Source organism: Zoogloea oryzae (assembly GCF_030161255.1).
GTDB lineage: Bacteria > Pseudomonadota > Gammaproteobacteria > Burkholderiales > Rhodocyclaceae > Zoogloea > Zoogloea oryzae.
Map to the genome: position 1 here is coordinate 20,549 of NZ_BSPX01000015.1, position 25,935 is coordinate 46,483.

Consider the following 25,935-nt stretch of genomic DNA (forward strand, 5'->3'; position numbering starts at 1 on the left):
AGCGGGATAGCCACAGCGGCTGATCCCGTTTTTCATGTGTAGCCTGCTGCACATGCCAGTTGCCCAATCACCAGAATTCGAGGAGTCCGCCGTGTCAGCTTTCCCGCCCGCCATTCTTGCTCTTGCCGACGGGACGGTGTTTTACGGTAAAGGCATCGGAGCGGTCGGTTCGACGGTTGGTGAGGTTGTGTTCAACACCTCCATGTCGGGTTACCAGGAAATTCTCACCGACCCGAGCTACTGCCGTCAGATCGTCACCCTCACTTACCCGCACATTGGCAACACCGGCATCAACCGCGAAGACTGTGAGGCCGGCAAGGTTTTTGCCGCAGGCCTCGTCATTCGTGATCTGCCGCTGGTGGCGTCCAACTGGCGCAGCGAGCAGTCGCTGGATGCTTACCTCAAAGCCGAGAACATCGTCGCCATCGCCGGCATCGACACCCGCAAGCTGACCCGCATCCTTCGGGAGAAGGGCGCTCAGGGCGGCTGCATCGTCACTGCCGCCACCGCCGCCGAGCTCAACGCTGAGGCCGCCGTGGCCCAGGCCCGCGGCTTCCCGGGGCTGGCTGGCATGGATCTGGCCAAGGTCGTGTCGGCCACCGAAACCTACCTCTGGTCGGAAGGCGAATGGCGTCTCGAGCAGGGCTATGTGGCCGCCGAGAATCCCCGCTTCCACGTGGTGGCCTACGACTACGGCGTCAAGCGCAACATCCTGCGCATGCTCGCCGAGCGCGGCTGCCGCCTGACCGTCGTGCCGGCCCAGACGCCGGCTTCCGAAGTGCTCGCCCTGAACCCGGATGGCGTGTTTCTGTCCAACGGCCCTGGCGATCCGGAGCCCTGTGACTACGCGATCAAGGCCATCCAGGAAGTGCTGGCGAAGGGCATCCCGACCTTCGGCATCTGCCTGGGTCACCAGCTGCTCGCGCTGGCCTCCGGTGCCAAGACCCTGAAGATGAAGTTCGGCCACCACGGTGCCAACCATCCGGTCAAGGATCTCGACTCCGGTCAGGTGCTGATCACCAGCCAGAACCACGGCTTCGCGGCCGATGCGGCCACTCTGCCGGCCAACGTCCGGGTCACCCACGTGTCCCTGTTCGATGGCAGCCTGCAAGGTCTTGCTCGCACCGACGTGCCGGCCTTCTCGTTCCAGGGTCACCCCGAAGCGAGTCCCGGCCCCCACGACGTGGCCTACCTGTTCGACCGATTCATCAAGTTGATGGAGGCGAAGGGCTGAGGCCGATCGCCATGCCGGCGCGCCCGGGCGCGCCACTTCCAGGCCATCCGCTATCCAGTCGCTGAAGAACCATGCCCAAACGTACAGACATCAAGACCATTCTCATCATTGGCGCCGGCCCGATCATCATCGGCCAGGCCTGTGAATTCGACTACTCCGGCGCCCAGGCCTGCAAGGCCCTGCGCGAAGAGGGTTACAAGGTCGTGCTGGTGAACTCCAACCCGGCCACGATCATGACCGACCCCGGCACCGCCGACGTCACCTACATCGAGCCGATCACCTGGCAGGTCGTCGAGCGCATCATCGAGAAGGAACGCCCCGACGCCGTGCTGCCCACCATGGGTGGCCAGACTGCGCTCAACTGCGCCCTCGATCTCGCCAAGCACGGCGTGCTCGCCAAGTACGGCGTGGAGCTCATCGGCGCCAAGGAAGAGGCCATCGACAAGGCCGAGGATCGCCTGAAGTTCAAGGACGCGATGACCAAGATCGGTCTGGGTTCTGCCCGCTCCGGCATCGCCCACACCATGGAAGAAGCTCATCAGGTCCAGACCGAGATCGGCTTCCCGGTGATCATCCGCCCGTCCTTCACCCTCGGCGGCACCGGCGGCGGCATCGCCTACAACACTGAAGAATTCGTCGAGATCTGCAAGCGCGGCCTCGAAGCCAGCCCGACCAACGAACTCCTCATCGAAGAGTCGCTGATCGGCTGGAAGGAATACGAGATGGAAGTCGTTCGCGACAAGGCGGACAACTGCATCATCGTGTGCTCCATCGAGAACCTCGACCCGATGGGCGTCCACACCGGCGACTCCATCACCGTCGCCCCGGCCCAGACGCTGACCGACAAGGAATACCAGATCCTCCGTAACGCCTCCATCGCGGTGCTGCGCGAGATCGGCGTCGATACCGGCGGTTCCAACGTCCAGTTCGCGATCAACCCGAAGGACGGTCGGATGATCGTCATCGAGATGAATCCGCGGGTGTCCCGCTCCTCCGCGCTGGCCTCCAAGGCCACCGGCTTCCCGATCGCCAAGGTCGCGGCCAAGCTGGCGGTGGGCTTCACCCTGGATGAACTCAAGAACGACATCACCGGCGGCGCGACCCCGGCGTCCTTCGAGCCGTCCATCGACTACGTCGTCACCAAGATCCCCCGCTTCGCCTTCGAGAAGTTCCCGCAGGCGAACGACCGCCTGACCACCCAGATGAAGTCGGTGGGCGAGGTGATGGCCATGGGCCGCACCTTCCAGGAATCCTTCCAGAAGGCCCTGCGTGGCCTGGAAACCGGCGCCTACGGTCTGGATGAAGTCGAGGCCGATCGCGACGACCTCGAGCGTGAGCTCGGTGATCCGGGCGCCCAGCGCATCTGGTACGTCGGCCAGGCTTTCCGCGAAGGCCTGAGCCTCGAGGAGGTCCACGCGCTGACCCGTATCGACCCCTGGTTCCTGATCCAGATCGAAGACATTGTCCTCACCGAGAAGTCGCTCTCCGGCCGCTCCCTCAAGGGCATCGCCGCGCCTGAACTGCGCGAGCTGAAGCGCAAGGGCTTTGCCGATCGCCGCATCGCCAAGCTCCTCGGCACTGATGAAACCTCCGTGCGTCTGCACCGCCACACTCTGGGTGTGCGCCCGGTCTTCAAGCGCGTGGATACCTGTGCGGCTGAGTTCGCCACCGCCACCGCTTACCTCTATTCGTCCTACGAGGACGAGTGCGAAGCCCACCCGACCGACAAGAAGAAGATCATGGTGCTGGGCGGCGGTCCGAACCGGATCGGTCAGGGTATCGAGTTCGACTACTGCTGCGTGCATGCCGCAATGGCCATGCGTGAAGACGGGTACGAGACCATCATGGTCAACTGCAACCCGGAAACCGTCTCCACCGATTACGACACCTCCGATCGTCTGTACTTCGAGCCGCTGACGCTGGAAGACATCCTCGAGATCGTCGCCGTCGAGAAGCCCGTCGGCGTCATCGTCCAGTTTGGTGGTCAGACTCCGCTGAAGCGCGCCCGTGATCTCGAAGCCAACGGTGTGCCCATCATCGGCACCACCCCGGACATGATCGACGCCGCCGAAGACCGCGAGCGCTTCCAGAAGCTGCTGCACGAGCTGGGTCTCAAGCAGCCGCCCAACCGCACTGCCCGTACGCCGGAAGACGCCGTGCGCCTGGCTGCCGAGATCGGCTACCCGCTGGTGGTGCGTCCGAGCTACGTGCTCGGTGGCCGTGCGATGGAAATCGTCCACGAGCAGAAGGATCTCGAGCGCTACATGCGCGAGGCCGTCAAGGTCTCCAACGATTCGCCGGTGCTGCTCGATCGCTTCCTGAACGACGCCATCGAAGTGGACGTGGATGCCCTCTCCGACGGCAAGCGCGTGATGATCGGCGGCATCATGGAACACATCGAACAGGCCGGTGTGCACTCCGGTGACTCCGCCTGCTCGCTGCCCCCGTACAGCCTGTCGGCCAAGCTGCAGGACGAGCTGCGTCGCCAGACCGAAGCCATGGCCCGTGCCCTCAACGTGTGCGGCCTGATGAACGTCCAGTTCGCGATCCAGGGCAAGGGCGACGACGCCATCGTCTATGTGCTCGAAGTGAACCCGCGTGCCTCGCGCACCGTGCCCTTCGTGTCCAAGGCGTGCAGCCTGCCGCTGGCCAAGATCGCCGCCCGCTGCATGGCCGGTCGCAGTCTTGACGACCAGGGTGTCGTCGGTGAAGTCGTGCCGCCGTACTACTCGGTCAAGGAAGCGGTGTTCCCCTTCGTCAAGTTCCCCGGCGTCGATACCATCCTCGGCCCCGAGATGAAGTCTACCGGCGAAGTGATGGGTGTCGGCCGCACCTTCGCCGAAGCCTTCGTCAAGAGCCAGCTGGGTGCCGGTGTGCGCCTGCCGACTTCCGGCAAGGCCTTCATCAGCGTCAAGCACGCCGACCGCCCGAAGGCCATCGAAGTGGCCCGTGAGCTGCTTGATCTTGGCTTCACCGTCGTTGCCACCCGTGGCACCGCGTCGGCGATTGCCGGAGCGGGTCTCGCGGTGTCTGCGGTGAACAAGGTGAACGAAGGTCGTCCGCACGTTGTGGACATGATCAAGAACAACGAGATCAGCCTGGTCATCAACACCGTTGAGGAGAAGCGTCAGGCCGTGTCCGATTCCCGTTCGATCCGCACCAGCGCGCTGGCTGCCAAGGTCACGGTCTACACGACGATCGAAGGCGCTCGCGCCGCCTGTGCGGGCATGCGCCACCTGTCCGGCCTCGAGACCTACTCGCTGCAAGGTCTCCATGCGGAGCTCGCGAAGGCATGAACAAGGTTCCCTTGACCGTTGCCGGCGCCGAGAAGCTCCGGCAGGAACTGCATCGATTGAAGACCATTGATCGCCCGAGCGTGATCGCGGCCATCGCTGAAGCCCGTTCCCACGGCGATCTCTCCGAGAACGCCGAGTACGACGCAGCCAAGGAGCGCCAGGGCTTCATCGAGGGGCGCATCCGCGAGGTGGAGGGCAAGCTCTCCAACGCGCAGATCATCGATCCCAAGCTGCTTGATGCCGATGGCCGCTGCGTGTTTGGCGCGACCGTCGAGCTCGAGGATCTGGATACCGGTGACACGGTGACCTACCAGATCGTCGGCGATGACGAGGCGGACATCAAGGAAGGCAAGATCGCCATCAGCTCCCCGATTGCGCGGGCGCTGATTGGCAAGTTTGCCGGCGATGTGGCCGAGGTTCAGGCGCCGAAGGGCGTGCGTGAGCTCGAACTGATCGACGTGCGCTACGTCTGAGCCACGGAACATGCACCGCGTTGCCGAGCACCTCTACAGCATCGTGATCACCCTCTGGGTGGGCGCGCTGTGGGCGATCGGCTACCTGGCGGCGCCCACGTTGTTTCATGTACTGGACGATCGGGTGCTGGCCGGCAAGGTTGCCGGCCAGTTGTTCACCTATGTGGCCTGGCTGGGCATGGCTGCCGCCGCTTACCTGCTGGTGTTTGTCGCACTGCGCAAGGATAGCGGCGCCTTCAAGAGCAGCGTGTTCTGGCTGGTCTTCCTGATGCTGGCGCTCACCGTTGCCGGCTACTTCGGCATTCAGCCGATCCTGACCCAGTTGAAGGCGGATTCGTTTCCGCGCGAAGTGATGGAAAGCGCCCTGCGTGACCGCTTTGCGGCCTGGCATGGCGTTTCCAGCATTGTTTATCTGATCCAGAGCCTGCTCGGGCTGATGCTCGTTGCCTTGCAGGGCCGCGGTCTGCGCTGACCGCGGTAATCGTTCAGCGGTCCGACGGGCCGCGGGATGACTTGCCTGGCGCAGCGAACCAGTGGGGCTTCTTGGATTTGTTGGCATTCAGCGAGGCTACGCCACGGCGGGCCGACAGGGCCTTCGCAGATTTGGCCTTGGACACCGGCTTCTTGGGCTTGTCGGAAGGCGTGCCAGGGGTGGATTCCACTTCCTGCTTCTCGCGCCAGACGACCAGCGTCTTGCCGATATGCTGGACGGACGCGGCGCCGAGTTCGGCACACACCGTCGCCATGATCAGGTCGCGTTCGGTGCGATCTTCACCATAAACCCGGATCTTGATGAGTTCGTGGGCCTGCAGGGCGTGGTCGATTTCCTTGAGCACGGCCGGCGTAAGGCCGTTACTGGCCACGCTGACGACGGGGTTGAGATGGTGGGCTTGCGCGCGAAGGGCTCGCCGTGCCGCAGGGGTAAGTTCGATCATGGTTTTGGCAAAGTTGGACTAAGTCCAACTCATTGAAAAAAGGGCGTAATTGTACCGCGATGAAGCGCACCAAGACCAGTAAATCATGGATGACGGAGCACGTTAACGATCCGTTCGTCCAGCGGGCGAAGACCGAGGGCTACCGTGCCCGGGCGGCTTACAAGCTCATGGAGATCGACGACAAGGACAAACTGATCCGTCCGGGGATGGTTGTCGTCGATCTGGGCGCGGCGCCCGGCTCATGGAGCCAGGTGGCCATCAACCGCGTGGGGGACAACGGCCGCGTGTTTGCGCTCGACCTGCTTCCGATGGAGCCGATCCACCGCGTGCAGTTCATGCAGGGGGATTTTCACGACGAGGAATTCGTGCAGCGCTTCGAGGCTTTGCTCGAAGGGCGTACGGTGGACCTTGTGATGTCGGATATCGCCCCCAATATATCGGGGATTCCGACGAGCGATCAGGCCCGGTCGATCTACCTTGCCGAACTGGCGCTGGATTTTGCTAGTCAGCATCTGGCGCCAGGCGGGCGCTTTCTGGTGAAGGTCTTCCAAGGGCAGGGCTTTGACGAGTTCCGCAAGCAGATGGAGGGGGTCTTCAGGTCGGTTGCCGTCCGGAAGCCGCAGGCATCCCGGGGGCGCAGTTCAGAGGTATATCTGCTGGGCTCCGGAAAACGCAATTGAGTGTCGTCGCCAAGGATTGAGCTTGACTATGGCGACGATGATTTGATCCGCCGAACGTTCGGACATAGAATCAGTCCACTAAGCTATGGCCCCTGTCGGGCCTTCAAGGAATTGCGTTGAACAATTTATTCAAGAATCTTGCGATCTGGCTGGTGATCGGCGTTGTGCTGATGACGGTTTTCAACCAGTTCAACAATCGCCAGGCCGCCCAGAATTCGGTCGAATACTCCCAGTTCATGGAGGACGCCAAGCAGGGCAAGGTTTCCAAGGCGATCGTCGATGGTCGTACCGTGCGGGCGACGACCCAGGACGGCCGCCAGATCACGGTGTACACGCCGGGCGTGCAGGATATCTGGATGGTGGGTGACCTGATGCGCTACGGCGTCAAGGTGACGGCCGCCAAGCCCGAGGAAGAGCAGTCCTTCCTCATGAACATCTTCGTGTCGTGGTTCCCCATGATCCTGCTCATCGGCGTGTGGGTTTTCTTCATGCGTCAGATGCAGGGGGGCGGGCGCGGTGGCGCGTTCTCCTTCGGCAAGTCGAAGGCCAAGATGCTTGATGAGACGGCCAACACCGTTACCTTTGCGGATGTGGCGGGTTGCGACGAAGCGAAGGAAGAGGTCGGTGAACTGGTCGAGTTCCTGCGTGATCCTTCCAAGTTCCAGAAGCTCGGCGGCCATATTCCCAAGGGTGTGCTGATGGTTGGCTCGCCCGGTACCGGCAAGACCCTGCTCGCCAAGGCGATTGCCGGCGAGGCGAAGGTGCCGTTCTTCTCGATCTCCGGTTCCGATTTCGTCGAGATGTTCGTCGGCGTGGGTGCGGCTCGCGTGCGCGACATGTTCGAGCAGGCCAAGAAGCAGGCGCCGTGCATCATCTTCATCGATGAAATCGACGCCGTGGGTCGTCAGCGGGGCGCCGGCCTTGGCGGTGGCAACGACGAGCGCGAGCAGACCCTCAACCAGTTGCTCGTCGAGATGGATGGTTTTGAAGGTGTGTCCGGTGTCATCGTGATCGCCGCCACCAACCGTCCTGACGTGCTTGATCCGGCGCTGCTGCGTCCGGGCCGTTTTGACCGTCAGGTGGTTGTTCCGCTGCCCGACATCCGTGGGCGCGAGCAGATCCTGCGCGTGCATATGCGCAAGGTGCCCATTGCGCCGGACGTGGACGCGCTGGTGCTGGCCCGTGGCTGCCCCGGGTTCGCCGGTGCGGATCTGGCCAACCTGGTGAACGAGGCTGCCCTTTTTGCCGCTCGTGGCAACAAGCGTCTGGTGGATATGGATGACTTCGAGCGCGCCAAGGACAAGATCATGATGGGCGCCGAGCGCCGCTCGATGGTGATGCCCGAAGAGGAACGTCGCAACACGGCGTTCCACGAGTCGGGGCACGCTGTGGTTGCCAAGTGCCTGACCAAGACCGATCCGGTTCACAAGGTCACGATCATTCCTCGTGGCCGTGCTCTTGGCGTGACGATGCAGCTTCCGGAGCAGGATCGTTACAGCCAGGACCGTGAGCGCCTCCTGCAGACGATTGCCGTGCTGTTCGGCGGCCGGATTGCGGAAGAGATCTTCATGAACCAGATGACCACCGGAGCTTCCAACGATTTCCAGCGGGCAACCGATCTGGCTCGTCGGATGGTGACCCAGTGGGGCATGTCCGACAACCTCGGGCCCATGGTTTATGGCGAGGAAGAGGGCGAAGTTTTCCTCGGTCGCTCGGTCACGACCCACAAGAACATGTCCGAGGCGACCCTGCAGAAGGTGGATGCCGAGATCCGTCGCATCCTCGACCAGCAGTACGCCCTTGCCCGTCGCCTCATCGAAGACAACCGCGACAAGGTGGAAGCCATGACCGCGGCGCTGCTCGAACTCGAGACCATCGACGCCGATCAGATCAACGACATCATGGCTGGCAAGGCGCCCCGCGCCCCGAAGCCGACCTCGCAGCCGCCCCGTCGTCCGAGCGACGATTCGCCCGGTGCGGCACCGACTGCGCCTGCACCTGCGGCCTGATACATCCGTCCTGTGTTTTTCAGGGCCGGCTCTTGAGCCGGCCCTGTTTCATTTCTGTCCGAGTACATCATGAATGCTCCCGTCTTGCAGTGCGGACGTTTCCAGCTTGATCTCACCCAGCCGAAGATCATGGCCATCGTCAATGTGACCACCGATTCGTTCTCGGGTGACGGCAACCCGGCGCTCGACGCCGCCATCCGTGCTGCCGAACGTGCGGTGGAGGAGGGGGCCGAGCTCCTCGACATCGGCGGCGAGTCTTCGCGCCCCGGAGCGACGCCCGTGCCGGAGCAGCAGGAGCTGGATCGGGTCGTGCCGCTGGTTGAGGCGCTGTCCGGACTTGGCGTGCCCTTGTCGGTGGATACGGTGAAGCCGGTGGTGATGCGGGAGTCCATTCGGGCAGGCGCCGATCTGATCAACGATATCGCCGGATTTCGCGTGCCCGGCGCCGTGGATGCTGTTTGTGGGGCGCCTGTTGCACTCTGCGTAATGCATATGCAAGGCGAGCCGGGTACCATGCAGCGCTCGCCGCAATACACCCATGTCGTCGAGGAGGTCGAGGCCTTTCTTGACGAGCGCGTACAGGTACTGCTGGGGTGCGGTGTCTCGCGCGATCGTATCCTGCTTGATCCCGGATTTGGCTTCGGCAAGACGGTGGAGCACAACCTGATGCTACTGCGCCAGCTTGAGCGGTTTGGTGCGGGTGGCTATCCGCTTCTCGTTGGCATGTCCCGAAAGAGCATGCTGGGGGCGATCACCGGGCGGGATGTGGGTGAACGGGTTGTGGCGGGGGCGGCGGCGGCACTGGTCGCCGTCCAGAACGGCGCGCGGATCGTGCGCACCCATGACGTGGGCGCGACCCGTGATGTTTTGCGCTTGTGGAGCGCACTTCAGTCAGACTGAGCGGCGCGCTTGCGGCAGAATGCCAAGTTGATGAAAGACGTGATTGTGAGAGGGAAAATGTCTAGACGGTACTTCGGAACGGATGGTGTGCGTGGTCTCGTCGGCGAATCGCCGATTACGCCGGATTTTGCGCTGCGACTCGGCTACGCCGCGGGTAAGACGCTCGTGGCCCGTGAGCATCTGCGGCCGGGTGAGCACCCTGCGGTGATCATCGGCAAGGACACGCGGATCTCGGGTTACATGTTGGAGTCTGCCCTTGAGGCTGGTTTTTCCGCTGCCGGGGTGGATGTCTATCTGGCAGGGCCACTGCCGACCCCGGCGATCGCCTACCTGACCCGTGCGCTGCGCCTGCAGGTTGGTGTGGTGATTTCGGCTTCCCATAATCCGTTTCAGGATAATGGCATCAAATTCTTCTCGGCGGCTGGCACCAAGCTGCCGGATTCGGTCGAGCTCGAGATCGAGGCGCGGCTCGATGAGCCGATGGGTTGCGAGCCTTCCTCCCGCTTGGGCAAGGCCCAACGCATCGACGATGCCCGCGGCCGTTACGTCGAGTTCTGCAAGAACACATTCCCGAACGAGCTTGACCTGCGCGGCATGAAGATCGCGCTGGATTGCGCCCACGGCGCGGCCTACATGGTTGCACCCAAGGTCTTCCACGAACTGGGTGCGGAGCTTGTGCTCGTCGGTGCCGAGCCGAACGGGATGAACATCAACGACAAGGTCGGGGCGACCTCGCCCCAGTCCATCCGCGACGCCGTGCTGCGCAGCGGCGCAGATCTGGGTATTGCGCTGGATGGCGACGGCGACCGGATCGTGATGGTGGACGCCAAGGGCAACATCTACGACGGCGACAAGCTACTGTATGTCATCGCCAAGGCCGGCAAGGCCGAAGGGCTGGCGAACGGCGTGGTCGGCACGCTGATGAGCAACCTGGGCTTCGAGCATGCCGTGGGCCGGCTCGGGCTGCCGTTCGCGCGGGCAAAGGTGGGCGACCGCTATGTGCTCGAGCTGATGCACGAGAACGGCTGGAAGTTGGGTGGCGAGAACTCCGGTCACATCATCTGCCTCGATCGGCACTCCACCGGCGACGGGATCATTGCGGGCCTTCAGGTGTTGGCGGCCCTGCGCAAGAACAACACGACCCTCGACGAGATGTGTGCGGATCTGGTGTTCTATCCGCAGAAGCTCGTCAATGTGCCGATTCGCGCAGGCTTCGCGTGGTCGACCAACGAAACCATCAGCGCGGCGGTAAAGGCGGCGACGGCTGATCTGGCCGATCGTGGACGCGTTCTGCTGCGCCCGTCGGGTACCGAGCCCCTGTTGCGCGTGATGGTCGAGGGTGAGGATGCGGAACAGGTCGATCGCATCGTCCATGGCCTCGCCGAAGTCGTGAGGGCTGCCGCAGTCTGATTTGTTGCGGTGCGATATGTAACAAATCTGAAATTTTCAGTTCGTAGAATGTAACCCGGTGCTGAGCTGTCAGAGACAGTTGAGTGCCGGGTTTGTTTTTTTGGGCTTTACTGTTGGATATCCCTGCGGTGCCCGCTACGATGGAGAATTTCATGCAAGGTTTCTTTCGCGCCTGTTCATTCGTTGTTGCCCTTGGCAGTGCCGCCGTTGTGCAGGCTGCTGACATCACCGGTGCAGGGGCGACGTTCCCGTACCCGATCTACTCCAAATGGGCCGAGATCTACAAGGCGAAGACCAATGTCGGCCTGAACTATCAGTCCATCGGCTCCGGTGGCGGCATCAAGCAGATCAAGGCGAAGACTGTCGATTTCGGCGCGTCCGACATGCCGCTGAAGGCTGAAGATCTGGAGAAGGACGGCCTCGTCCAGTTCCCGGCGGTCATCGGCGGTGTTGTGCCTGTCGTGAATCTGGAAGGTGTTGCGCCGGGTCAGATGAAGATGACCGGTCAGCTGCTGGCCGACATCTACCTCGGCAAGATCAAGAAGTGGAACGATCCCGCCATCACCGCGCTGAACGCCGGTGTGAAGCTGCCGGACGAGAACATCACCGTCGTGCGTCGCGCCGATGGTTCTGGCACCACCTTCCTGTTTACCAACTATCTTTCCAAGGTGAACGTCGAGTGGAAGGACAAGGTTGGCGCCGGTACGGCCGTGCAGTGGCCGGAAGGTGTGGGCGGCAAGGGTAACGAAGGTGTCGCTTCTTACGTTCAGCGTATCAAGGGCGGTATCGGCTACGTCGAGTACGCCTACGCCAAGAAGAACAAGATGATTCACCTGGCGCTCAAGAACAAGGCCGGCGAATTTGTCCAGCCGGATGACCTGACCTTCCAGGCCGCCGCTGCTTACGCCGAATGGAACAAGGTTCCGGGCTTCGGCGAGATCCTGACCGATCAGCCGGGCAAGACCAGCTGGCCGATCACTGGCGCGAGCTTCGTGCTGATGCACAAGGTTCAGGCTGATCCGGCCAAGGGTCTTGAAGTGTTGAAGTTCTTTGACTGGGCCTTCAAGAATGGTCAGAAGACCGCTGAGGAACTCGACTACGTGGCCCTGCCGCAGACCCTCGTCAAGCAGATCGACGGCGCCTGGCGCACCTCCCTCAAGGATGGTGCAGGCAATCCGGTCCTGAAGTAAGTCGGTCCAGCCTCTGAAACGGGTGGGCGGGGCAGGTGCAATGCCCGTCCATCCGTGTTTGCGCTTTTTCGGTCTAACAAACGGTGAGCCGTAATGTCATCCAATAGCTCAGTACTTGGAAATGCCGCCACGCCCGGCGGAAGCGCCCTCGGGCTGCCGGACGCCGGCGTCGGCGAGAAGCTTCCGCCTCCTCCCCGCGACCGCATGCGGGCCCAGCGGTTCCAGGACGCGCTTTTTCACCAGGTAACCCGTTTCTTTGCTTTCTCCGTGCTGGCGATCCTCATCGCCATCATCGGTTCGCTGATCTACGGCGCCTGGCCGGCGCTGCAGGAGTTCGGCACGGGCTTTGCCTTCAGTTCCGACTGGAATCCGGTGACCGACAAGTTCGGCGGCCTGATCTCCGTCTATGGCACCCTCAGCACTTCGGTCATCGCACTGATCGTGGCGATTCCGGTGAGTTTCGGGATTGCGGTCTTTCTCACCGAGCTCTGCCCGCCGGCCCTGCGTGGCCCGCTTGGCGTGGCGGTTGAGCTGCTCGCCGCAGTACCCAGCATCATCTACGGGATGTGGGGTCTGTTTGTATTTGCGCCGCTGTTTGCCGACTACATCCAGCCTTTGTTGACCGCTACCCTGGGTAATCTTCCTGTTGTCGGCGGGCTCTTTCAGGGGCCGCAGAACGGCATCGGCATTCTTTCGGCGGGCCTGATCCTGTCGGTGATGGTGATTCCGTTCATCGCGTCGGTGATGCGCGACGTTTTTGAAGTTGTTCCCGGCATCCTCAAGGAATCCGCCTACGGTCTTGGCGCGACCACCTGGGAGGTTGTCTGGAACGTGGTGCTGCCCTATACCCGTGTGGGCGTGATCGGTGGGGTGATGCTGGGTCTTGGTCGCGCGCTGGGCGAAACCATGGCGGTCACCTTCGTGATCGGCAATGCTCACCGGATCAGTCCGTCGCTTTACGAGGCAGGCAACAGTATCGCTTCCACCCTGGCCAACGAATTCGCCGAGGCGGCGAGCGACCTGCATGTGTCGTCGCTGATCGCCCTTGGCCTGATCCTGTTTTTCGTGACCTTCATCGTGCTGGCGCTCTCGAAGGTGCTGCTGATGCGTCTGGGCCGCAGTGAAGGGGAGAAGACCTGATGAGCAATTCGACTGCGCTCTATCGCAAGCGGATCCGCACCAACCGGATCGCGCTGCTGCTGTCCACCGGTGCGATGCTGCTGGGGATGAGCTTTCTCGCCTGGATTCTTGCGGTGCTGCTGTACAAGGGGCTCGGCGCCCTGAGCATCTCGCTCTTCACCCAGCCCACGCCGGCGCCGGGTTCAGAAGGTGGTCTCTTCAACGCGATCGTCGGTAGTACGATGATGGTTGGTGTTGCGACCTTCATCGCGACGCCGGTAGGCATTCTGGCCGGTGTGTATCTGTCCGAGTATGGACGGAAGGGCTGGCTGGCGCCGACGACGCGCTTCATCAACGACATCCTGCTATCTGCACCGTCGATCGTCATTGGTGTTTTCATCTACACCGTCTATGTGGCGCAGGTTCAGCACTTTTCGGGCTGGGCGGGTTCCTTGGCGCTTGCGCTGATCGCCATTCCGGTGGTCGTGCGGACGACCGAGAACATGCTCAATCTGGTTCCGGCCAGTCTGCGTGAAGCAGCTTCGGCGCTTGGAGCGCCGCGCTGGAAGGTGGTGTTGCAGGTCGTGCTGCGTTCGGCACGCGCTGGGGTGCTCACCGGCATCCTGCTCGCCGTCGCGCGTCTCAGCGGCGAAACTGCACCGCTGCTCTTTACTGCGCTGAACAACCAATTTACCAACTTCGATCTGAACGGGCCGATGGCCAACCTTCCCGTCGTGATCTTCCAGTTCGCAATGAGCCCGTACGAGAACTGGAATTCGCTGGCGTGGGGCGGTGCGATCCTCATTACCTTTGGCGTACTCTGCCTGAACATCGTTGTTCGCACCCTGTTCCGCAAGAAGATCTAGGAAAACTCATCATGCAAACTCCTGTAGCGACCAAGCGCGACATGTCCTTCGCGGAAGTGCGGGGCGAGTCGGCCGGCACTTCGGCTCCGACCATGACTCCCAAGATCAGGATCCGGAATCTCGATTTCTTCTATGGTTCCTTCCAGGGTCTGAAGCACATCGACCTGGATATCCACGAAGGGATGGTGACCGCCTTCATCGGGCCGTCGGGGTGTGGTAAATCCACGCTGCTGCGTACCCTCAACCGGATGTACGACCTCTACCCGGGCCAGCGCGCGACGGGTGAGATCCTGCTCAACGGAAAGAACGTGCTCGATCCCGGTCAGGACGTGAATGCCCTGCGGGCCAAGGTCGGCATGGTCTTCCAGAAGCCCACGCCGTTCCCGATGTCGATCTACGAGAACATCGCGTTTGGCGTGCGGCTCTATGAAAACCTCTCCCGAGCCGACATGGACAACCGGGTGGAGTGGGCGCTGCGCAAGGCGGCGCTGTGGGATGAAGTGAAGGGCAAGCTCAACCAGAGCGGGTTGTCGCTCTCGGGTGGTCAGCAGCAGCGTCTGTGCATCGCCCGCGGCGTGGCCGTGAAGCCGGAGGTGCTGCTGCTCGACGAGCCGACCTCGGCGCTGGATCCGATCTCGACGGCCAAGGTCGAAGAGCTGGTTCATGAGTTGAAGAGCGAATACACGATTGCCATCGTCACCCACAACATGCAGCAGGCTGCTCGGGTATCCGACTATACTGCCTACATGTACTTGGGCGAGCTCGTGGAGTTTGGCCTGACGGACGAGATCTTCATCAAACCGAAGCGCAAGGAAACCGAGGACTACATCACGGGTCGGTTTGGCTGATACAGCGTTTGACTCTGTTGTGCTTGCGACGGGGCTGGTTGATCCAGCCCCGTTTTTTTGACCCTGAGGATGCCGCGAGATACAATCCGACGATTTGGCTCTGGTGTTCAAGGTGCGGAAAAAGCTGGTTGTCGGAAACTGGAAGATGAATGGCGGGCTCAAGCGCAATGCCGCGCTGCTCGCCGGGCTTGCTGCGTGCGGCAATCGTGAGGGTGTCGACGTGGTGGTGTGCCCCCCGTATCCGTACCTAGCCCAGGCTGTGGCGGCCGTAAAGGGCGCCGGGGTTGCGGTTGGCGGGCAGGATCTCTGCGCATTCAAGGATGGGGCGTATACCGGTGAGGTGAGCGCCTCGATGCTCCTCGATCTTGGTTGCGCGTGGGTCATCGTCGGGCATTCCGAGCGGCGTAGCCTGTTTGGCGAAGCTGATGCCGTGGTTGCCGCAAAGGTGCAGGCTGCGCTGGATGCCGGCCTGTCGCCGATTTTGTGTGTGGGAGAGTCTCTCGCGCAGCGTGAGGCTGGCGAAGCCGAGGCAGTCGTTTGTTCTCAGCTGGATCATGTGGTTGATGTGCTCGGGGCTGAGCGGTTTGCGGGCGTGGTTGTGGCCTATGAGCCCGTTTGGGCGATCGGCACCGGCAAGACGGCATCGCCGGAACAGGCTCAGGGAATGCACAGGGAAATTCGCATGCATCTTGAGCGCCGTGGTGTGGCGGCTGAAGGTGTAAAGATTCTTTATGGCGGCAGCGTAACCGCTGCCAATGCTTCGCAGCTTTTTGCGGAGCCCGATATCGACGGCGCTCTCGTAGGTGGTGCGTCGCTCGTTGCTGACAGTTTTTCGTCAATTTGCGCGGCTGCTGCTGCGCGCTGAGTTGTCTTGGAGATATTCATGGGTGGTGTTGTTTTTTCGATCGTTCTGACGATTCATGTGCTGGCTGGTCTTGGGGTTATTGGTCTGGTTCTGATGCAGCACGGCAAGGGGGCGGACATGGGGGCGGCCTTCGGTAGTGGTGCGTCGGGTAGCCTGTTTGGCTCGTCCGGCTCGGCGAACTTTCTGAGCCGTACGACGGGTGCGCTTGCTGCTGTGTTTTTCGTGACCAGTCTGGGGTTGAGCTACCTCGCTGGCGCCAAGGCGCCCGCCAGCAAGAGCGTGATGGAGGGTGCTTCTGTTTCTGCGCCTGCCGCCGCGCCCGAGCAGACCCCGGTCGCCCCGGTTGAGGCTGGCTCCAAGGCCAAGGATATCCCCCGATAAAAATAAGTAATGCTTGGCGCAGAGGGTGATTGCCTTTATAATGCGCGGCAACAAACAAGCTGGCCGACGTGGTGAAATTGGTAGACACGCTATCTTGAGGGGGTAGTGGCGAAAGCCGTATGAGTTCGAGTCTCATCGTCGGCACCATAAAATAAGTGATTCGCCCGCAGTACGCGGGCGTTTGCTTGCAGGCAGCGCTAAACTGCTATTCGGTTGCGGGAGCTAAAGTATGTTGGAATCCTATTTTCCAGTCCTTGTCTTTATCCTGTTTGCAGCTGCGTTCGGCTTTATTCCTATTGTAGCTGGCTGGATTCTGGGTCCGAGCAAGCCGGATGCCGAGAAGCTCTCTCCCTTTGAGTGTGGCTTCGAGCCTTTTGAAGATGCGCGCATCAAGTTTGATGTCCGTTACTATCTTCTGGCTATTCTCTTCATTCTCTTCGATCTTGAAATTGCCTTCCTTTTCCCGTGGGCGACCATTCTTCGGGAAATTGCTGCGAACGAATCCATTCGCTTGTTCGGCTTTCTTGAAATGATTGTCTTTCTCGGCATTCTTCTGCTCGGTTATATCTACGTGTGGAAAAAGGGCGCTCTCGACTGGGAGTGATCGGTCGGGCTGCCGTGCTGCATAAATTGTTGGTTAAAGGGTGTCTATGAGCATCGAGGGTGTCTTCAAGGAAGGGTTTGTAACCACTTCGCTTGATACGGTAATCAACTGGACTCGCACAGGTTCGCTGTGGCCCATGACCTTCGGTCTTGCGTGCTGCGCGGTAGAGATGATTCATGCGGGCTGTTCTCGTTATGACTTGGACCGCTTTGGTGTGGTTTTTCGTCCCAGTCCGCGGCAGTCCGACTTGATGATTGTCGCCGGCACGCTCTGCAACAAGATGGCGCCCGCGCTACGCAAGGTCTACGACCAGATGTCTGAGCCGCGCTGGGTGATCTCGATGGGGTCGTGCGCGAACGGTGGCGGTTACTACCACTATTCTTACTCGGTGGTCCGTGGTTGTGACCGGATTGTCCCGGTTGACGTGTATGTTCCCGGATGTCCCCCGACGGCAGAGGCCTTGCTGTACGGCATCGTTCAGCTCCAGAACAAAATCAAGCGTGAATACACGATTGCCTGTTGAGTGCAGACCATCATGACTGAAAAGCTAGAGCTTCTGGCTCAATTGATGACTGAAAAGCTCGGAGAGCGCGCCAAGCGGGTGGTGAATGCCTGTGGTGAGGTTACAGTCGTTGTTTCGGCAGCTGATTATCTGGCTGTTGCCGCTGAGCTTCGGGATGATCCCGCTCTCCACTTCGAGCAGCTCATCGATCTGACTGGTGTAGATTACTCCAGTTATGCCGGAGAAGACCAGGGCGGGCGTTTTGCCGCATCGGTTCATCTGCTGTCGGTCAAGAATAATTATCGTCTCCGGCTTAAGGTTTTTGCTGAGGATGAGTCGTTCCCTGTGCTGGCTTCGCTTTGCGAAATCTGGCCGAGCGCGAATTGGTTTGAGCGCGAGGCCTTCGACCTTTTCGGCATCCTGTTCTCTGGACACCCGGATCTGCGCAGAATTCTCACCGATTACGGTTTTGTTGGATATCCTTTCCGAAAGGATTTCCCGATCTCTGGTTATGTAGAAATGCGTTACGATCAAGAGCTTGGTCGTGTCGTTTATCAGCCGGTCAGCATTGAGCCGCGTGAGAATACGCCGCGCATTGTGCGTGACGAAAATTATGGGAATGTCGGTCATGGCTGAGATTCGTAACTACACAATCAACTTTGGTCCTCAGCACCCCGCTGCCCACGGGGTACTTCGCTTGGTTCTTGAGCTTGATGGCGAAGTTGTGGAACGCGCTGATCCGCATATCGGCCTCCTTCATCGTGGCACTGAAAAGCTTGCCGAGACCAGGACCTGGGTTCAGTCGGTTCCGTACATGGATCGTCTCGACTACGTGTCCATGATGTGTAACGAGCACGCCTATTGCATGGCAATCGAGCGTCTCCTCGGGTTGGAAGTTCCTCTTCGGGCCCAGTACATTCGCGTTCTCTACGATGAGATCACTCGGGTTCTGAACCATCTGCTGGCTGTCGGTACTCACGCACTGGATATCGGTGCGATGACGATGGTGCTGTACACCTTCCGTGAGCGGGAGGATCTGATGGACGCCTATGAGGCCGTCTCCGGCGCGCGGATGCATGCCGCCTACTATCGGCCGGGTGGTGTATATCGTGATCTTCCGGATCGGATGCCGCAGTATGAGGTTTCCAAGTGGAAGAGCGCCAAGACTGTTTCCGAGCTCAATGAGAATCGGCAAGGTTCACTGCTTGATTTCCTTGAGGACTTCACAGCTCGCTTCCCGAAATATGTCGATGAGTACGAGACGCTGCTGACGGATAACCGTATCTGGAAGCAGCGGACGGTCGGCATCGGTGTTGTTACTCCCGAGAAGGCGCTTGCACTAGGCTTTACCGGCGTCATGCTGCGTGGTTCCGGCGTCGAATGGGATATCCGCAAGAAGCAGCCCTATGAAGTCTACGACCAGCTGGATTTTGACATCCCGGTTGGCGTGGAAGGTGATTGCTATGACCGATACCTCTGCCGCATTGAAGAGATGCGTCAGTCGAACCGGATCATGAAGCAGTGTATCGACTGGCTGCGGAAGAACCCCGGACCGGTCATCTCGACCAATCACAAGGTTGCCCCGCCGTCGCGTGAGCGGATGAAGAGCAACATGGAAGAACTGATCCATCACTTCAAGTTGTTTACTGAAGGGATGCACGTTCCCCCGGGTGAGGTCTACGCGCCTGTCGAGCACCCGAAGGGTGAGTTCGGTGTGTATGCGATCTCTGACGGCGCGAACAAGCCTTATCGTCTCAAGCTGCGGTCTCCTGGTTTCACCCATCTTTCAGCGATGGATGAGATGTCTCGCGGCCACATGATTGCTGACGTAGTTGCCATTATCGGAACCATGGATATCGTATTTGGAGACGTGGACCGCTGATGTTGTATCTGGTCAGCATCCGGAGTTCCGATCGACATTCTGATGACAGTAGACAAAAATGTTGAGTCCAGAATCCCTGAAGAAAATTGATCGTGAGATCGCCAAGTATCCAGCTGATCAAAAGCAGTCTGCTTCGATGGCTGCGTTGCGTATCGCGCAAGTGGAGAAAGGCTGGCTCTCCAACGAGACGATTGAGTTTGTGGCAGCCTACCTGGAGATGCCGCCGATTGCGGTGTACGAGGTAGCGAGTTTCTACAACATGTACGATCTCTCTCCGGTTGGGGCGCGAAAGATCACTGTCTGTACGAATCTACCGTGCGCGCTTTCCGGTGGTGTCCACGCTGCGGATTACATCAAGAAAAAGCTCGGAATCGACTTTAATGAGACGACTCCGGACGGACGATTCACCTTGAAGGAAGGTGAATGCATGGGGGCCTGTGGTGATGCGCCCGTGTTGCTGGTGAATAACCACCGGATGTGCAGCTGGATGACTGAAGAGAAAATCGATCAACTTCTGGCTGATCTCGCAAAATGACCTCTCAAGGAATTATTCTTTCTGGGCTTGACGGTGATCGCACCTGGCGTTTGAATGATTACGTCAAACGGCAAGGCTACGATGCTCTCAAGAATATTATTGCGGAAAAGATTCCCGCGGATCAGATTATCGGTGAGGTGAAGAAGTCGGCTCTCCGCGGACGCGGCGGTGCAGGTTTCCCGACGGGGCTGAAGTGGAGCTTCATGCCGCGCGCCTTTCCGGGGGCCAAGTATCTCGCCTGCAATTCGGATGAAGGTGAGCCGGGTACCTTCAAGGATCGCGATATCCTTCGGTACAACCCGCACTCTGTCATCGAAGGCATGATCATCGCCGGCTACGCCATGGGGTGTGAGCGCGGCTACAACTATATCCACGGTGAGATCTTCGAGGTCTATGAGCGCTTCGAGGAAGCGCTCCAGGAAGCTCGGGACGCAGGGCTCCTCGGGAAGAACATTCTCGGCTCTGACTTCAGTTTCGATCTGTTTGCGCATCACGGATACGGGGCGTACATCTGCGGTGAAGAAACCGCCCTGCTGGAGTCAATTGAGGGCAAGAAGGGGCAGCCGCGATTCAAGCCGCCTTTCCCTGCCAGTTTTGGTCTGTACGGCAAGCCGACGACCATCAACAACACTGAGACGTTCGCTTCCATTCCGTACATCATTCGCGAAGGCGGTGATGCTTTCCTGGCGCTCGGAAAGCCGAACAACGGTGGCACGAAACTGTTCTCTGTCTCCGGTCATGTCAATCGTCCGGGCAATTACGAGATTCCCCTCGGAACGCCGTTCTCCACGCTGCTCGAAATGGCTGGTGGTGTGCGCGGCGGCCGTAAGTTGAAAGCTGTGATTCCCGGTGGTTCGTCGGCACCTGTGCTTCCAGGCGCTGTCATGATGGATTGCACCATGGATTACGACTCCATTTCCAAGGCTGGTTCGATGCTTGGTTCCGGTGCCGTGATCGTGATGGACGAGTCAACGTGTATGGTCAAGGCCTTGGAGCGATTGTCGTACTTCTATTTCGAGGAGTCCTGCGGGCAATGTACGCCCTGCCGCGAAGGAACCGGTTGGTTGTACCGTGTGGTGCATCGGATTGAAAACGGCCTCGGCCGCCCTGATGACCTCGATCTACTCAATAGCGTGACTGCGAACATCATGGGACGCACCATCTGTGCACTCGGTGATGCTGCGTCCATGCCGGTTCAAAGTTTCGTGAAGCATTTCGGCGACGAATTTGCTTATCACATCGAACATAAAAAATGCTTCGTAGCGCCTGATGTTCAGCGTGACGGCAGCAAGATTTTTGTAGCGTAGGCTCGACATGCTAGAAATCGAAATTGACGGAAAGCAGTTGCAGGTTCCTGACGGCAGTACCGTCATGGAGGCCGCTACCAAGGTTGGGGCCTATGTTCCGCACTTCTGCTATCACAAGAAGCTCTCCATCGCGGCTAACTGCCGGATGTGTCTGGTTCAGGTTGAGAAGGCGCCCAAGCCGCTTCCGGCCTGCGCCACGCCTGTTACCAACGGGATGAAAGTCTGGACTCACTCCGAGCAGGCTGTGAAGGCACAAAAAGGGGTGATGGAGTTTCTCCTGATCAACCACCCGTTGGATTGCCCGATCTGCGACCAGGGTGGCGAGTGCCAGCTGCAGGATCTGTCCGTCGGTTACGGTGGCACGGAATCCCGCTATCAGGAAGAGAAGCGTGTTGTCGGCAACAAAGATCTTGGGCCGCTCGTTTCCACCGACATGACCCGCTGCATCAATTGCACGCGTTGTGTCCGGTTTACGTCGGAGATTGCCGGCCTGATGGAGCTTGGTCAGGCGTTCCGCGGCGAGCACGCCGAGATCATGCCGTTTGTCGAGAAGACAATCGAGACCGAATTGTCGGGCAACATCATCGATCTTTGTCCGGTTGGTGCTTTGACTTCGAAGCCTTTCCGTTTTGGCGCTCGTGCGTGGGAACTGTCTCGCCGCAAGTCCGTCAGTCCGCATGACTCGCTTGGTAGCAATCTCGTTGTTCAGGTCAAGCACGATACGGTAAAGCGCGTGCTTCCCCTCGAAAACGAAGCGGTGAACGAATGCTGGTTGTCCGATAAGGATCGTTTCTCCTACGATGCTTTGAATTCAGCTGATCGTTTGACCCGCCCGATGCTCAAGCAGGGCGGCAATTGGATCGAGACTGATTGGCAGACTGCGATCGAGTATGTCGCCAACGGCCTGAAGTCCATCAAGGCTGATCACGGCGCAGAGGCAATCGGTGCGCTGGCTTCGCCGCACAGCACCCTGGAAGAACTGAATCTTCTGCAATCCCTGGTTCGGGGGCTCGGTTCCGGAAACGTCGATTTCCGTCTCCGCCAATCCGATTTCTCCCTCGACGGTCAGCGCGCCGGGGCTCCTTGGCTTGGCATGCCTGTCGCCGATATCGGTTCCCTCGACCGGCTTTTCATTGTTGGCAGTTTCTTCCGGAAGGACCACCCCTTGATCGCGCAGCGTGTGCGTCAGGCGGCAAAACGCGGTCTGAAGATCTCCGCGGTGAATCCGGCCTTTGACGACTGGCAGCTCAATCTTACCAACAAGGCGATTGTTGCTCCGAGTGGCATCCCAGCCTTCCTGGCCTCCGTGGTCAAGGCACTTGCTGCCGAAAAGGAGCTGAGCCTGTCTGGTCCCGCGGCTGATGTGTGTTCTGGACTGGATGTGTCCGAGAGCGCTCTTGCCATTGCCCGTAGCCTCGCGTCTGGTCGTAAGACGGCCGTGTGGCTTGGTAACTTCGCTGTTCAGCACGAACAAGCTGGCCTTATCCATGTGCTCGCTTCTGAGGTCGCGCGCCTGGCCGGGGCTAAATTGGGAGTGATTGGCGAGGCAGCCAACAGCGTGGGGGGCTACCTCGCAGGGGCTGTGCCGTTCGTTGGTGACGTCAAGGGCAAGAATGTCTCTGAGATGCTCGCATCCAAAATCAAAGCCTATCTCCTGCTCGGTTTTGAGCCAAGCCTGGATATGGCCGCTGGTGCCACCGCGCTTTCTTCCATTCGCGAGGCAGAGATGGTTGCGGCCCTGTCTCCGTTCAAGTCTGCTGAATTGATGGAAGTTGCGGATGTACTGTTGCCGATTGCTCCTTTCACTGAGACCGCTGGTACTTTCGTGAATTGCGAAGGGCGGGCGCAGAGCTTCTTCCCGGTTGTGAAGAGCCTTGGTGAATCCCGTCCGGGCTGGAAGGCCCTGCGCGTTCTCGGTTCCACCCTGGGACTTTCCGACTTCTCGTTCGAAACGGTTGAAGATGTGCGTGCTCTCATGGCTCCGGTCTTCTCGGGCGACGTGAGCGGACTTTCTAATGATGTCGGTGCGAAACTTGAGAAGCTTCCGGGCAAGTCGGCTGCAATCGAACGAGTTGCCGATGTGCCGATTTACTTTGCTGATCCCATCGCTCGGCGGGCTGCGCCGCTGCAGCAAACCGTCGATGCGACAGCGCCGGTAGCAAGAATGAATCCGCGCACCGCAGATGCTCTTGGTCTGAAGGTCGGTGGGAAGGTGAAGGTAAGCTCCGCAGCAGGGAGTGCTGTCGTGGCGCTGGTTGAGGATGCTGGGGTTGCGGAGGGTTGCGTGCGTCTTGCAGCTGCGCATTCCAGCACTGCTCAGCTCGGTAGCTGGCATGGTGAAATCAGCGTGGAGCAGGTGTGATGGAAGCCTACATTGACCCGGTAGCCCAGTTTTTCGGCCCCGCTTGGCCGCTAATCTGGTCGTTGCTCAAGATCGTCGGCATCATTGCGCCGCTGTTTCTGTGTGTTGCGTACCTCACGCTTGCTGAGCGTAAGGTGATTGGTTACATGCAGGTCCGTATCGGTCCCAATCGCGTTGGGCCGCGAGGCCTGCTCCAGCCGATTGCTGACGGTGTGAAGCTCCTGCTCAAGGAAATCATCGTTCCGTCGGGTGCAAACAAGAGTCTCTTCATCATCGGTCCTGTCCTTGCGCTCGGACCGGCTCTGGCTGCGTGGGCGGTTGTCCCCTTCAGCGAGGGTTGGGTGATCGGCAACGTCGACGCTGGGTTGCTCTTTTTGCTTGCGATCACGTCCATCGAAGTCTATGGCGTGATCATCGCAGCTTGGGCGTCCAACTCGAAGTACGCTTTTCTTGGGGGGATGCGTGCTGCAGCGCAGATGGTTTCTTACGAAATCGCGATGGGTTTCGCCCTTGTCTGCGTGCTGATGATTTCTTCGAGCCTGAATCTGACGGATATCGTGAATAGTCAGGGCAAGGGGCAGTGGGCCGACTGGGGTTTTGGATTCCTAAGCTGGAACTGGTTGCCGCTGTTCCCGATGTTTCTGGTGTATCTGATTTCTGGCATCGCCGAGACCAACCGTGCTCCGTTTGACGTGGTTGAGGGCGAGTCGGAAATCGTTGCGGGTCACATGGTGGAGTATTCGGGTATGGCTTTCGCACTCTTCTTCCTCGGAGAGTACGCGAACATGATCCTCGTCTCGGCGCTCACTTCCCTGCTGTTCCTTGGTGGCTGGCTGTCTCCCGTGGGTTTCCTGCCTGATGGTTTTGTCTGGTTGGCACTGAAGACCTCGTTCATCCTGTTCTTGTTCCTGTGGTTCCGTGCGACCTTCCCGCGCTTCAGATACGACCACATCATGCGTCTGGGCTGGAAGGTGTTCATTCCGCTCACGCTGTTTTGGGTCGTGGTTGTCGCGGTTTGGATCATGTCGCCGCTGTCGATTTGGAAGTGAGGCTCTAAATGGGTGCTTTGAAAGATTACGTAGGAAGCCTCTTCCTCAAGGAATTGCTCAAGGGTATGGCGCTTACCGGGCGCCACCTCTTCGCGCGGAAGATTACTGTCCAGTATCCGGATGAGAAGACGCCGCAGAGTCCGCGTTTCCGGGGGCTTCATGCGCTGCGACGTTATCCGAATGGCGAGGAGCGCTGTATCGCATGCAAGCTTTGTGAGGCGGTTTGCCCGGCAATGGCAATCACGATCGAATCGGATGTTCGGGACGACGGTTCGCGTCGGACCACCCGTTACGACATCGATCTGACGAAGTGCATCTTCTGCGGTTTTTGTGAAGAAGCCTGTCCGGTCGATGCAATCGTGGAAACCCGGATTTTCGAGTACCACGGTGAGAAGCGCGGGGATCTCTACTACACGAAGCAGATGCTTTTAGCGGTCGGAGATAAGTACGAGTCGCAAATTGCAAAGGATCGCGAGACCGACTCTCGCTATCGCTGATAGAAGCTCGAGCTGTCTTACATCGAAACGGACGCGGTCATGGATTTTCAGACGGTTGTATTTTATTTCTTCTCCGCTGTGATGGTTCTGGCGTCGCTCAGAGTCATTACCGCCAGGAATCCGGTGCATGCGGCGCTCTTTCTTGTGCTCGCTTTTTTCAGCGCCGGCGGTATCTGGATGCTCTTGCACGCAGAGTTCCTGGCCATTGCACTGGTGATGGTTTACGTCGGTGCAGTTATGGTTCTCTTCCTGTTCGTCGTGATGATGCTCGACATCAATCTTGAGCGCATTCGGCAGGGGTTCTGGAGCTACTTGCCCGTTGGCGCGCTGGTTGGCGTGTTGATGGTAGTCGAAATGATCATGGTTCTCGGTGGGCGTTATTTTGGTCTGGAAGGAATGCCTGAACCGGGCCCCGCGCCGGCTGGCTACAGCAACACCAAGGAACTCGGGCGTCTGATCTACACGGATTATGTATACCCGTTTGAGCTTGCCTCAATTGTTTTGCTCGTAGCTATGGTGGCCGCAGTGGCGCTGACGCTTCGCAAGAGAAAGAATGTCAAGAAGGTCGATCCTGCGCAGCAGATTTCCGTTAAGCGTGACGATCGGGTTCGCATTGTGTCGATGACTTCGGAAAAGCGTTAAGTCAGCTAGCGATCGTCCAGGAAGGGAAACCAGATGCTTTCGTTGTCTCATTATTTGATATTGGGCGCCATTTTGTTCGCCATCAGTGTGGTCGGTATCTTTCTGAACAGAAAGAACTTGATCGTTCTGCTCATGGCGATCGAGTTGATGTTGCTGGCTGTTAATTTGAATTTCGTAGCGTTCTCTTACTATCTCGGGGATGCCGCGGGGCAGATTTTTGTATTTTTCATCTTGACGGTCGCGGCTGCAGAGTCTGCTATCGGGTTGGCGATTCTGGTTGCTTTGTTCCGGAACCTGCGCACGATTCATGTCGATGATCTGGACAGTCTCAAGGGATAAGGAAGCTTTT

26 protein-coding genes and 1 tRNA gene are annotated in these 25,935 nt (G+C 59.5%); 26 read left to right on the forward strand and 1 reads right to left on the reverse strand.

Annotated features, from left to right (window positions below; genetic code table 11):
• Positions 1-91: 91 nt before the first annotated feature.
• The 4 genes from carA (at position 92) to QQK25_RS06985 (ending at position 5,475) form a co-directional block, all read left to right on the forward strand.
• Positions 92-1,234, forward strand: coding sequence for a glutamine-hydrolyzing carbamoyl-phosphate synthase small subunit (gene carA, locus QQK25_RS06970; protein ID WP_284187288.1), 1,143 nt, complete (start codon positions 92-94; stop codon positions 1,232-1,234).
• Between the two features lie 71 nt (positions 1,235-1,305).
• Complete coding sequence (gene carB, locus QQK25_RS06975; RefSeq protein WP_284187289.1) at positions 1,306-4,530, forward strand: carbamoyl-phosphate synthase large subunit; 3,225 nt, start codon at positions 1,306-1,308, stop codon at positions 4,528-4,530.
• The gene (gene greA / locus QQK25_RS06980; protein ID WP_284187290.1) at positions 4,527-5,003 is read left to right on the forward strand and encodes a transcription elongation factor GreA; all 477 of its coding nucleotides are present in this window, start codon (positions 4,527-4,529) and stop codon (positions 5,001-5,003) included. The genes carB and greA overlap by 4 nt, the downstream gene beginning before the upstream one ends.
• A 10-nt stretch (positions 5,004-5,013) precedes the next feature.
• Positions 5,014-5,475 carry a DUF4149 domain-containing protein gene (locus QQK25_RS06985; RefSeq protein ID WP_284187291.1) on the forward strand — a complete coding sequence of 154 codons (462 nt, stop codon included), beginning with the start codon at positions 5,014-5,016 and terminating at the stop codon, positions 5,473-5,475.
• Between the two features lie 13 nt (positions 5,476-5,488).
• Here QQK25_RS06985 and yhbY read toward each other — a convergent pair whose 3' ends face one another.
• Positions 5,489-5,938 (reverse strand): ribosome assembly RNA-binding protein YhbY, encoded by a 450-nt coding sequence (yhbY, locus tag QQK25_RS06990; protein WP_284187292.1) that lies wholly within the window; start codon positions 5,936-5,938, stop codon positions 5,489-5,491.
• A gap of 59 nt (positions 5,939-5,997) precedes the next feature.
• Between yhbY and rlmE the strand changes: the two genes are divergently transcribed.
• The 22 genes from rlmE to nuoK all read left to right on the forward strand — a co-directional run bounded on the left by rlmE (position 5,998) and on the right by nuoK (position 25,925).
• Positions 5,998-6,618, forward strand: coding sequence for a 23S rRNA (uridine(2552)-2'-O)-methyltransferase RlmE (rlmE, locus tag QQK25_RS06995; RefSeq protein ID WP_284187293.1), 621 nt, complete (start codon positions 5,998-6,000; stop codon positions 6,616-6,618).
• Positions 6,619-6,734: 116 nt separating this feature from the next.
• Positions 6,735-8,627: an ATP-dependent zinc metalloprotease FtsH gene (gene ftsH, locus QQK25_RS07000; RefSeq protein WP_284187294.1), complete on the forward strand. Its 1,893-nt coding sequence runs from the start codon at positions 6,735-6,737 to the stop codon at positions 8,625-8,627.
• A 69-nt stretch (positions 8,628-8,696) separates the two neighbouring features.
• The gene (gene folP, locus QQK25_RS07005) at positions 8,697-9,527 is read left to right on the forward strand and encodes a dihydropteroate synthase (protein ID WP_284187295.1); all 831 of its coding nucleotides are present in this window, start codon (positions 8,697-8,699) and stop codon (positions 9,525-9,527) included.
• A 57-nt stretch (positions 9,528-9,584) separates the two neighbouring features.
• Complete coding sequence (gene glmM / locus QQK25_RS07010) at positions 9,585-10,937, forward strand: phosphoglucosamine mutase (RefSeq protein ID WP_284187319.1); 1,353 nt, start codon at positions 9,585-9,587, stop codon at positions 10,935-10,937.
• Positions 10,938-11,089: 152 nt separating this feature from the next.
• The gene (pstS, locus tag QQK25_RS07015) at positions 11,090-12,127 is read left to right on the forward strand and encodes a phosphate ABC transporter substrate-binding protein PstS (RefSeq protein ID WP_284187296.1); all 1,038 of its coding nucleotides are present in this window, start codon (positions 11,090-11,092) and stop codon (positions 12,125-12,127) included.
• A 93-nt stretch (positions 12,128-12,220) separates the two neighbouring features.
• Positions 12,221-13,267 (forward strand): phosphate ABC transporter permease subunit PstC, encoded by a 1,047-nt coding sequence (pstC, locus tag QQK25_RS07020; protein WP_284187297.1) that lies wholly within the window; start codon positions 12,221-12,223, stop codon positions 13,265-13,267.
• On the forward strand, positions 13,267-14,112 hold the full coding sequence (gene pstA, locus QQK25_RS07025) for a phosphate ABC transporter permease PstA (RefSeq protein ID WP_284187298.1): 846 nt from the start codon (positions 13,267-13,269) through the stop codon (positions 14,110-14,112). The genes pstC and pstA overlap by 1 nt, the downstream gene beginning before the upstream one ends.
• A 92-nt stretch (positions 14,113-14,204) precedes the next feature.
• Positions 14,205-14,960 (forward strand): phosphate ABC transporter ATP-binding protein PstB, encoded by a 756-nt coding sequence (gene pstB / locus QQK25_RS07030; protein WP_284187320.1) that lies wholly within the window; start codon positions 14,205-14,207, stop codon positions 14,958-14,960.
• Between the two features lie 112 nt (positions 14,961-15,072).
• Positions 15,073-15,825 carry a triose-phosphate isomerase gene (tpiA, locus tag QQK25_RS07035; RefSeq protein WP_284187321.1) on the forward strand — a complete coding sequence of 251 codons (753 nt, stop codon included), beginning with the start codon at positions 15,073-15,075 and terminating at the stop codon, positions 15,823-15,825.
• A gap of 18 nt (positions 15,826-15,843) precedes the next feature.
• Positions 15,844-16,206, forward strand: coding sequence for a preprotein translocase subunit SecG (secG, locus tag QQK25_RS07040; protein WP_284187299.1), 363 nt, complete (start codon positions 15,844-15,846; stop codon positions 16,204-16,206).
• A 62-nt stretch (positions 16,207-16,268) separates the two neighbouring features.
• A tRNA-Leu gene (locus QQK25_RS07045) sits at positions 16,269-16,353 on the forward strand.
• A gap of 82 nt (positions 16,354-16,435) precedes the next feature.
• Positions 16,436-16,810 (forward strand): NADH-quinone oxidoreductase subunit A, encoded by a 375-nt coding sequence (gene ndhC, locus QQK25_RS07050; protein ID WP_284187300.1) that lies wholly within the window; start codon positions 16,436-16,438, stop codon positions 16,808-16,810.
• Between the two features lie 46 nt (positions 16,811-16,856).
• Positions 16,857-17,333 carry a NuoB/complex I 20 kDa subunit family protein gene (locus QQK25_RS07055; protein ID WP_153160325.1) on the forward strand — a complete coding sequence of 159 codons (477 nt, stop codon included), beginning with the start codon at positions 16,857-16,859 and terminating at the stop codon, positions 17,331-17,333.
• Between the two features lie 12 nt (positions 17,334-17,345).
• Entirely contained in the window at positions 17,346-17,948 is a 603-nt protein-coding gene (locus QQK25_RS07060; RefSeq protein ID WP_284187301.1) for an NADH-quinone oxidoreductase subunit C, read from the forward strand.
• Positions 17,941-19,194 carry an NADH-quinone oxidoreductase subunit D gene (locus QQK25_RS07065; RefSeq protein WP_284187302.1) on the forward strand — a complete coding sequence of 418 codons (1,254 nt, stop codon included), beginning with the start codon at positions 17,941-17,943 and terminating at the stop codon, positions 19,192-19,194. Before QQK25_RS07060 ends, QQK25_RS07065 begins: the two co-directional genes overlap by 8 nt.
• A gap of 58 nt (positions 19,195-19,252) precedes the next feature.
• Positions 19,253-19,729: an NADH-quinone oxidoreductase subunit NuoE gene (gene nuoE, locus QQK25_RS07070; protein WP_153160322.1), complete on the forward strand. Its 477-nt coding sequence runs from the start codon at positions 19,253-19,255 to the stop codon at positions 19,727-19,729.
• On the forward strand, positions 19,726-21,036 hold the full coding sequence (gene nuoF / locus QQK25_RS07075; protein WP_284187303.1) for an NADH-quinone oxidoreductase subunit NuoF: 1,311 nt from the start codon (positions 19,726-19,728) through the stop codon (positions 21,034-21,036). The genes nuoE and nuoF overlap by 4 nt, the downstream gene beginning before the upstream one ends.
• Before the next feature lie 7 nt (positions 21,037-21,043).
• Positions 21,044-23,398, forward strand: a complete 2,355-nt coding sequence (gene nuoG / locus QQK25_RS07080) for an NADH-quinone oxidoreductase subunit NuoG (protein ID WP_284187304.1) — start codon at positions 21,044-21,046, stop codon at positions 23,396-23,398.
• On the forward strand, positions 23,398-24,447 hold the full coding sequence (nuoH, locus tag QQK25_RS07085) for an NADH-quinone oxidoreductase subunit NuoH (protein WP_284187305.1): 1,050 nt from the start codon (positions 23,398-23,400) through the stop codon (positions 24,445-24,447). The genes nuoG and nuoH overlap by 1 nt, the downstream gene beginning before the upstream one ends.
• An 8-nt stretch (positions 24,448-24,455) precedes the next feature.
• The gene (gene nuoI, locus QQK25_RS07090; protein ID WP_284187306.1) at positions 24,456-24,944 is read left to right on the forward strand and encodes an NADH-quinone oxidoreductase subunit NuoI; all 489 of its coding nucleotides are present in this window, start codon (positions 24,456-24,458) and stop codon (positions 24,942-24,944) included.
• A 39-nt stretch (positions 24,945-24,983) separates the two neighbouring features.
• Positions 24,984-25,586, forward strand: coding sequence for an NADH-quinone oxidoreductase subunit J (locus QQK25_RS07095; RefSeq protein WP_284187307.1), 603 nt, complete (start codon positions 24,984-24,986; stop codon positions 25,584-25,586).
• A 33-nt stretch (positions 25,587-25,619) separates the two neighbouring features.
• Positions 25,620-25,925, forward strand: coding sequence for an NADH-quinone oxidoreductase subunit NuoK (nuoK, locus tag QQK25_RS07100; protein WP_141349329.1), 306 nt, complete (start codon positions 25,620-25,622; stop codon positions 25,923-25,925).
• Positions 25,926-25,935: the final 10 nt, after the last annotated feature.

Bases quoted from the DNA above. Each gene is read 5' to 3' on its own strand.
- carB (WP_284187289.1), top strand. From the start codon at position 1,306: ATGCCCAAACGTACAGACATCAAGACCATTCTCATCATTGGCGCCGGC.
- greA (WP_284187290.1), top strand. From the start codon at position 4,527: ATGAACAAGGTTCCCTTGACCGTTGCCGGCGCCGAGAAGCTCCGGCAG.
- QQK25_RS06985 (WP_284187291.1), top strand. From the start codon at position 5,014: ATGCACCGCGTTGCCGAGCACCTCTACAGCATCGTGATCACCCTCTGG.
- yhbY (WP_284187292.1), bottom strand. From the start codon at position 5,938: ATGATCGAACTTACCCCTGCGGCACGGCGAGCCCTTCGCGCGCAAGCC.
- rlmE (WP_284187293.1), top strand. From the start codon at position 5,998: ATGAAGCGCACCAAGACCAGTAAATCATGGATGACGGAGCACGTTAAC.
- folP (WP_284187295.1), top strand. From the start codon at position 8,697: ATGAATGCTCCCGTCTTGCAGTGCGGACGTTTCCAGCTTGATCTCACC.
- glmM (WP_284187319.1), top strand. From the start codon at position 9,585: ATGTCTAGACGGTACTTCGGAACGGATGGTGTGCGTGGTCTCGTCGGC.
- pstS (WP_284187296.1), top strand. From the start codon at position 11,090: ATGCAAGGTTTCTTTCGCGCCTGTTCATTCGTTGTTGCCCTTGGCAGT.
- pstC (WP_284187297.1), top strand. From the start codon at position 12,221: ATGTCATCCAATAGCTCAGTACTTGGAAATGCCGCCACGCCCGGCGGA.
- pstA (WP_284187298.1), top strand. From the start codon at position 13,267: ATGAGCAATTCGACTGCGCTCTATCGCAAGCGGATCCGCACCAACCGG.
- pstB (WP_284187320.1), top strand. From the start codon at position 14,205: ATGACTCCCAAGATCAGGATCCGGAATCTCGATTTCTTCTATGGTTCC.
- secG (WP_284187299.1), top strand. From the start codon at position 15,844: ATGGGTGGTGTTGTTTTTTCGATCGTTCTGACGATTCATGTGCTGGCT.
- ndhC (WP_284187300.1), top strand. From the start codon at position 16,436: ATGTTGGAATCCTATTTTCCAGTCCTTGTCTTTATCCTGTTTGCAGCT.
- QQK25_RS07055 (WP_153160325.1), top strand. From the start codon at position 16,857: ATGAGCATCGAGGGTGTCTTCAAGGAAGGGTTTGTAACCACTTCGCTT.
- QQK25_RS07060 (WP_284187301.1), top strand. From the start codon at position 17,346: ATGACTGAAAAGCTAGAGCTTCTGGCTCAATTGATGACTGAAAAGCTC.
- QQK25_RS07065 (WP_284187302.1), top strand. From the start codon at position 17,941: ATGGCTGAGATTCGTAACTACACAATCAACTTTGGTCCTCAGCACCCC.
- nuoE (WP_153160322.1), top strand. From the start codon at position 19,253: ATGTTGAGTCCAGAATCCCTGAAGAAAATTGATCGTGAGATCGCCAAG.
- nuoF (WP_284187303.1), top strand. From the start codon at position 19,726: ATGACCTCTCAAGGAATTATTCTTTCTGGGCTTGACGGTGATCGCACC.
- nuoG (WP_284187304.1), top strand. From the start codon at position 21,044: ATGCTAGAAATCGAAATTGACGGAAAGCAGTTGCAGGTTCCTGACGGC.
- nuoH (WP_284187305.1), top strand. From the start codon at position 23,398: ATGGAAGCCTACATTGACCCGGTAGCCCAGTTTTTCGGCCCCGCTTGG.
- nuoI (WP_284187306.1), top strand. From the start codon at position 24,456: ATGGGTGCTTTGAAAGATTACGTAGGAAGCCTCTTCCTCAAGGAATTG.
- QQK25_RS07095 (WP_284187307.1), top strand. From the start codon at position 24,984: ATGGATTTTCAGACGGTTGTATTTTATTTCTTCTCCGCTGTGATGGTT.
- nuoK (WP_141349329.1), top strand. From the start codon at position 25,620: ATGCTTTCGTTGTCTCATTATTTGATATTGGGCGCCATTTTGTTCGCC.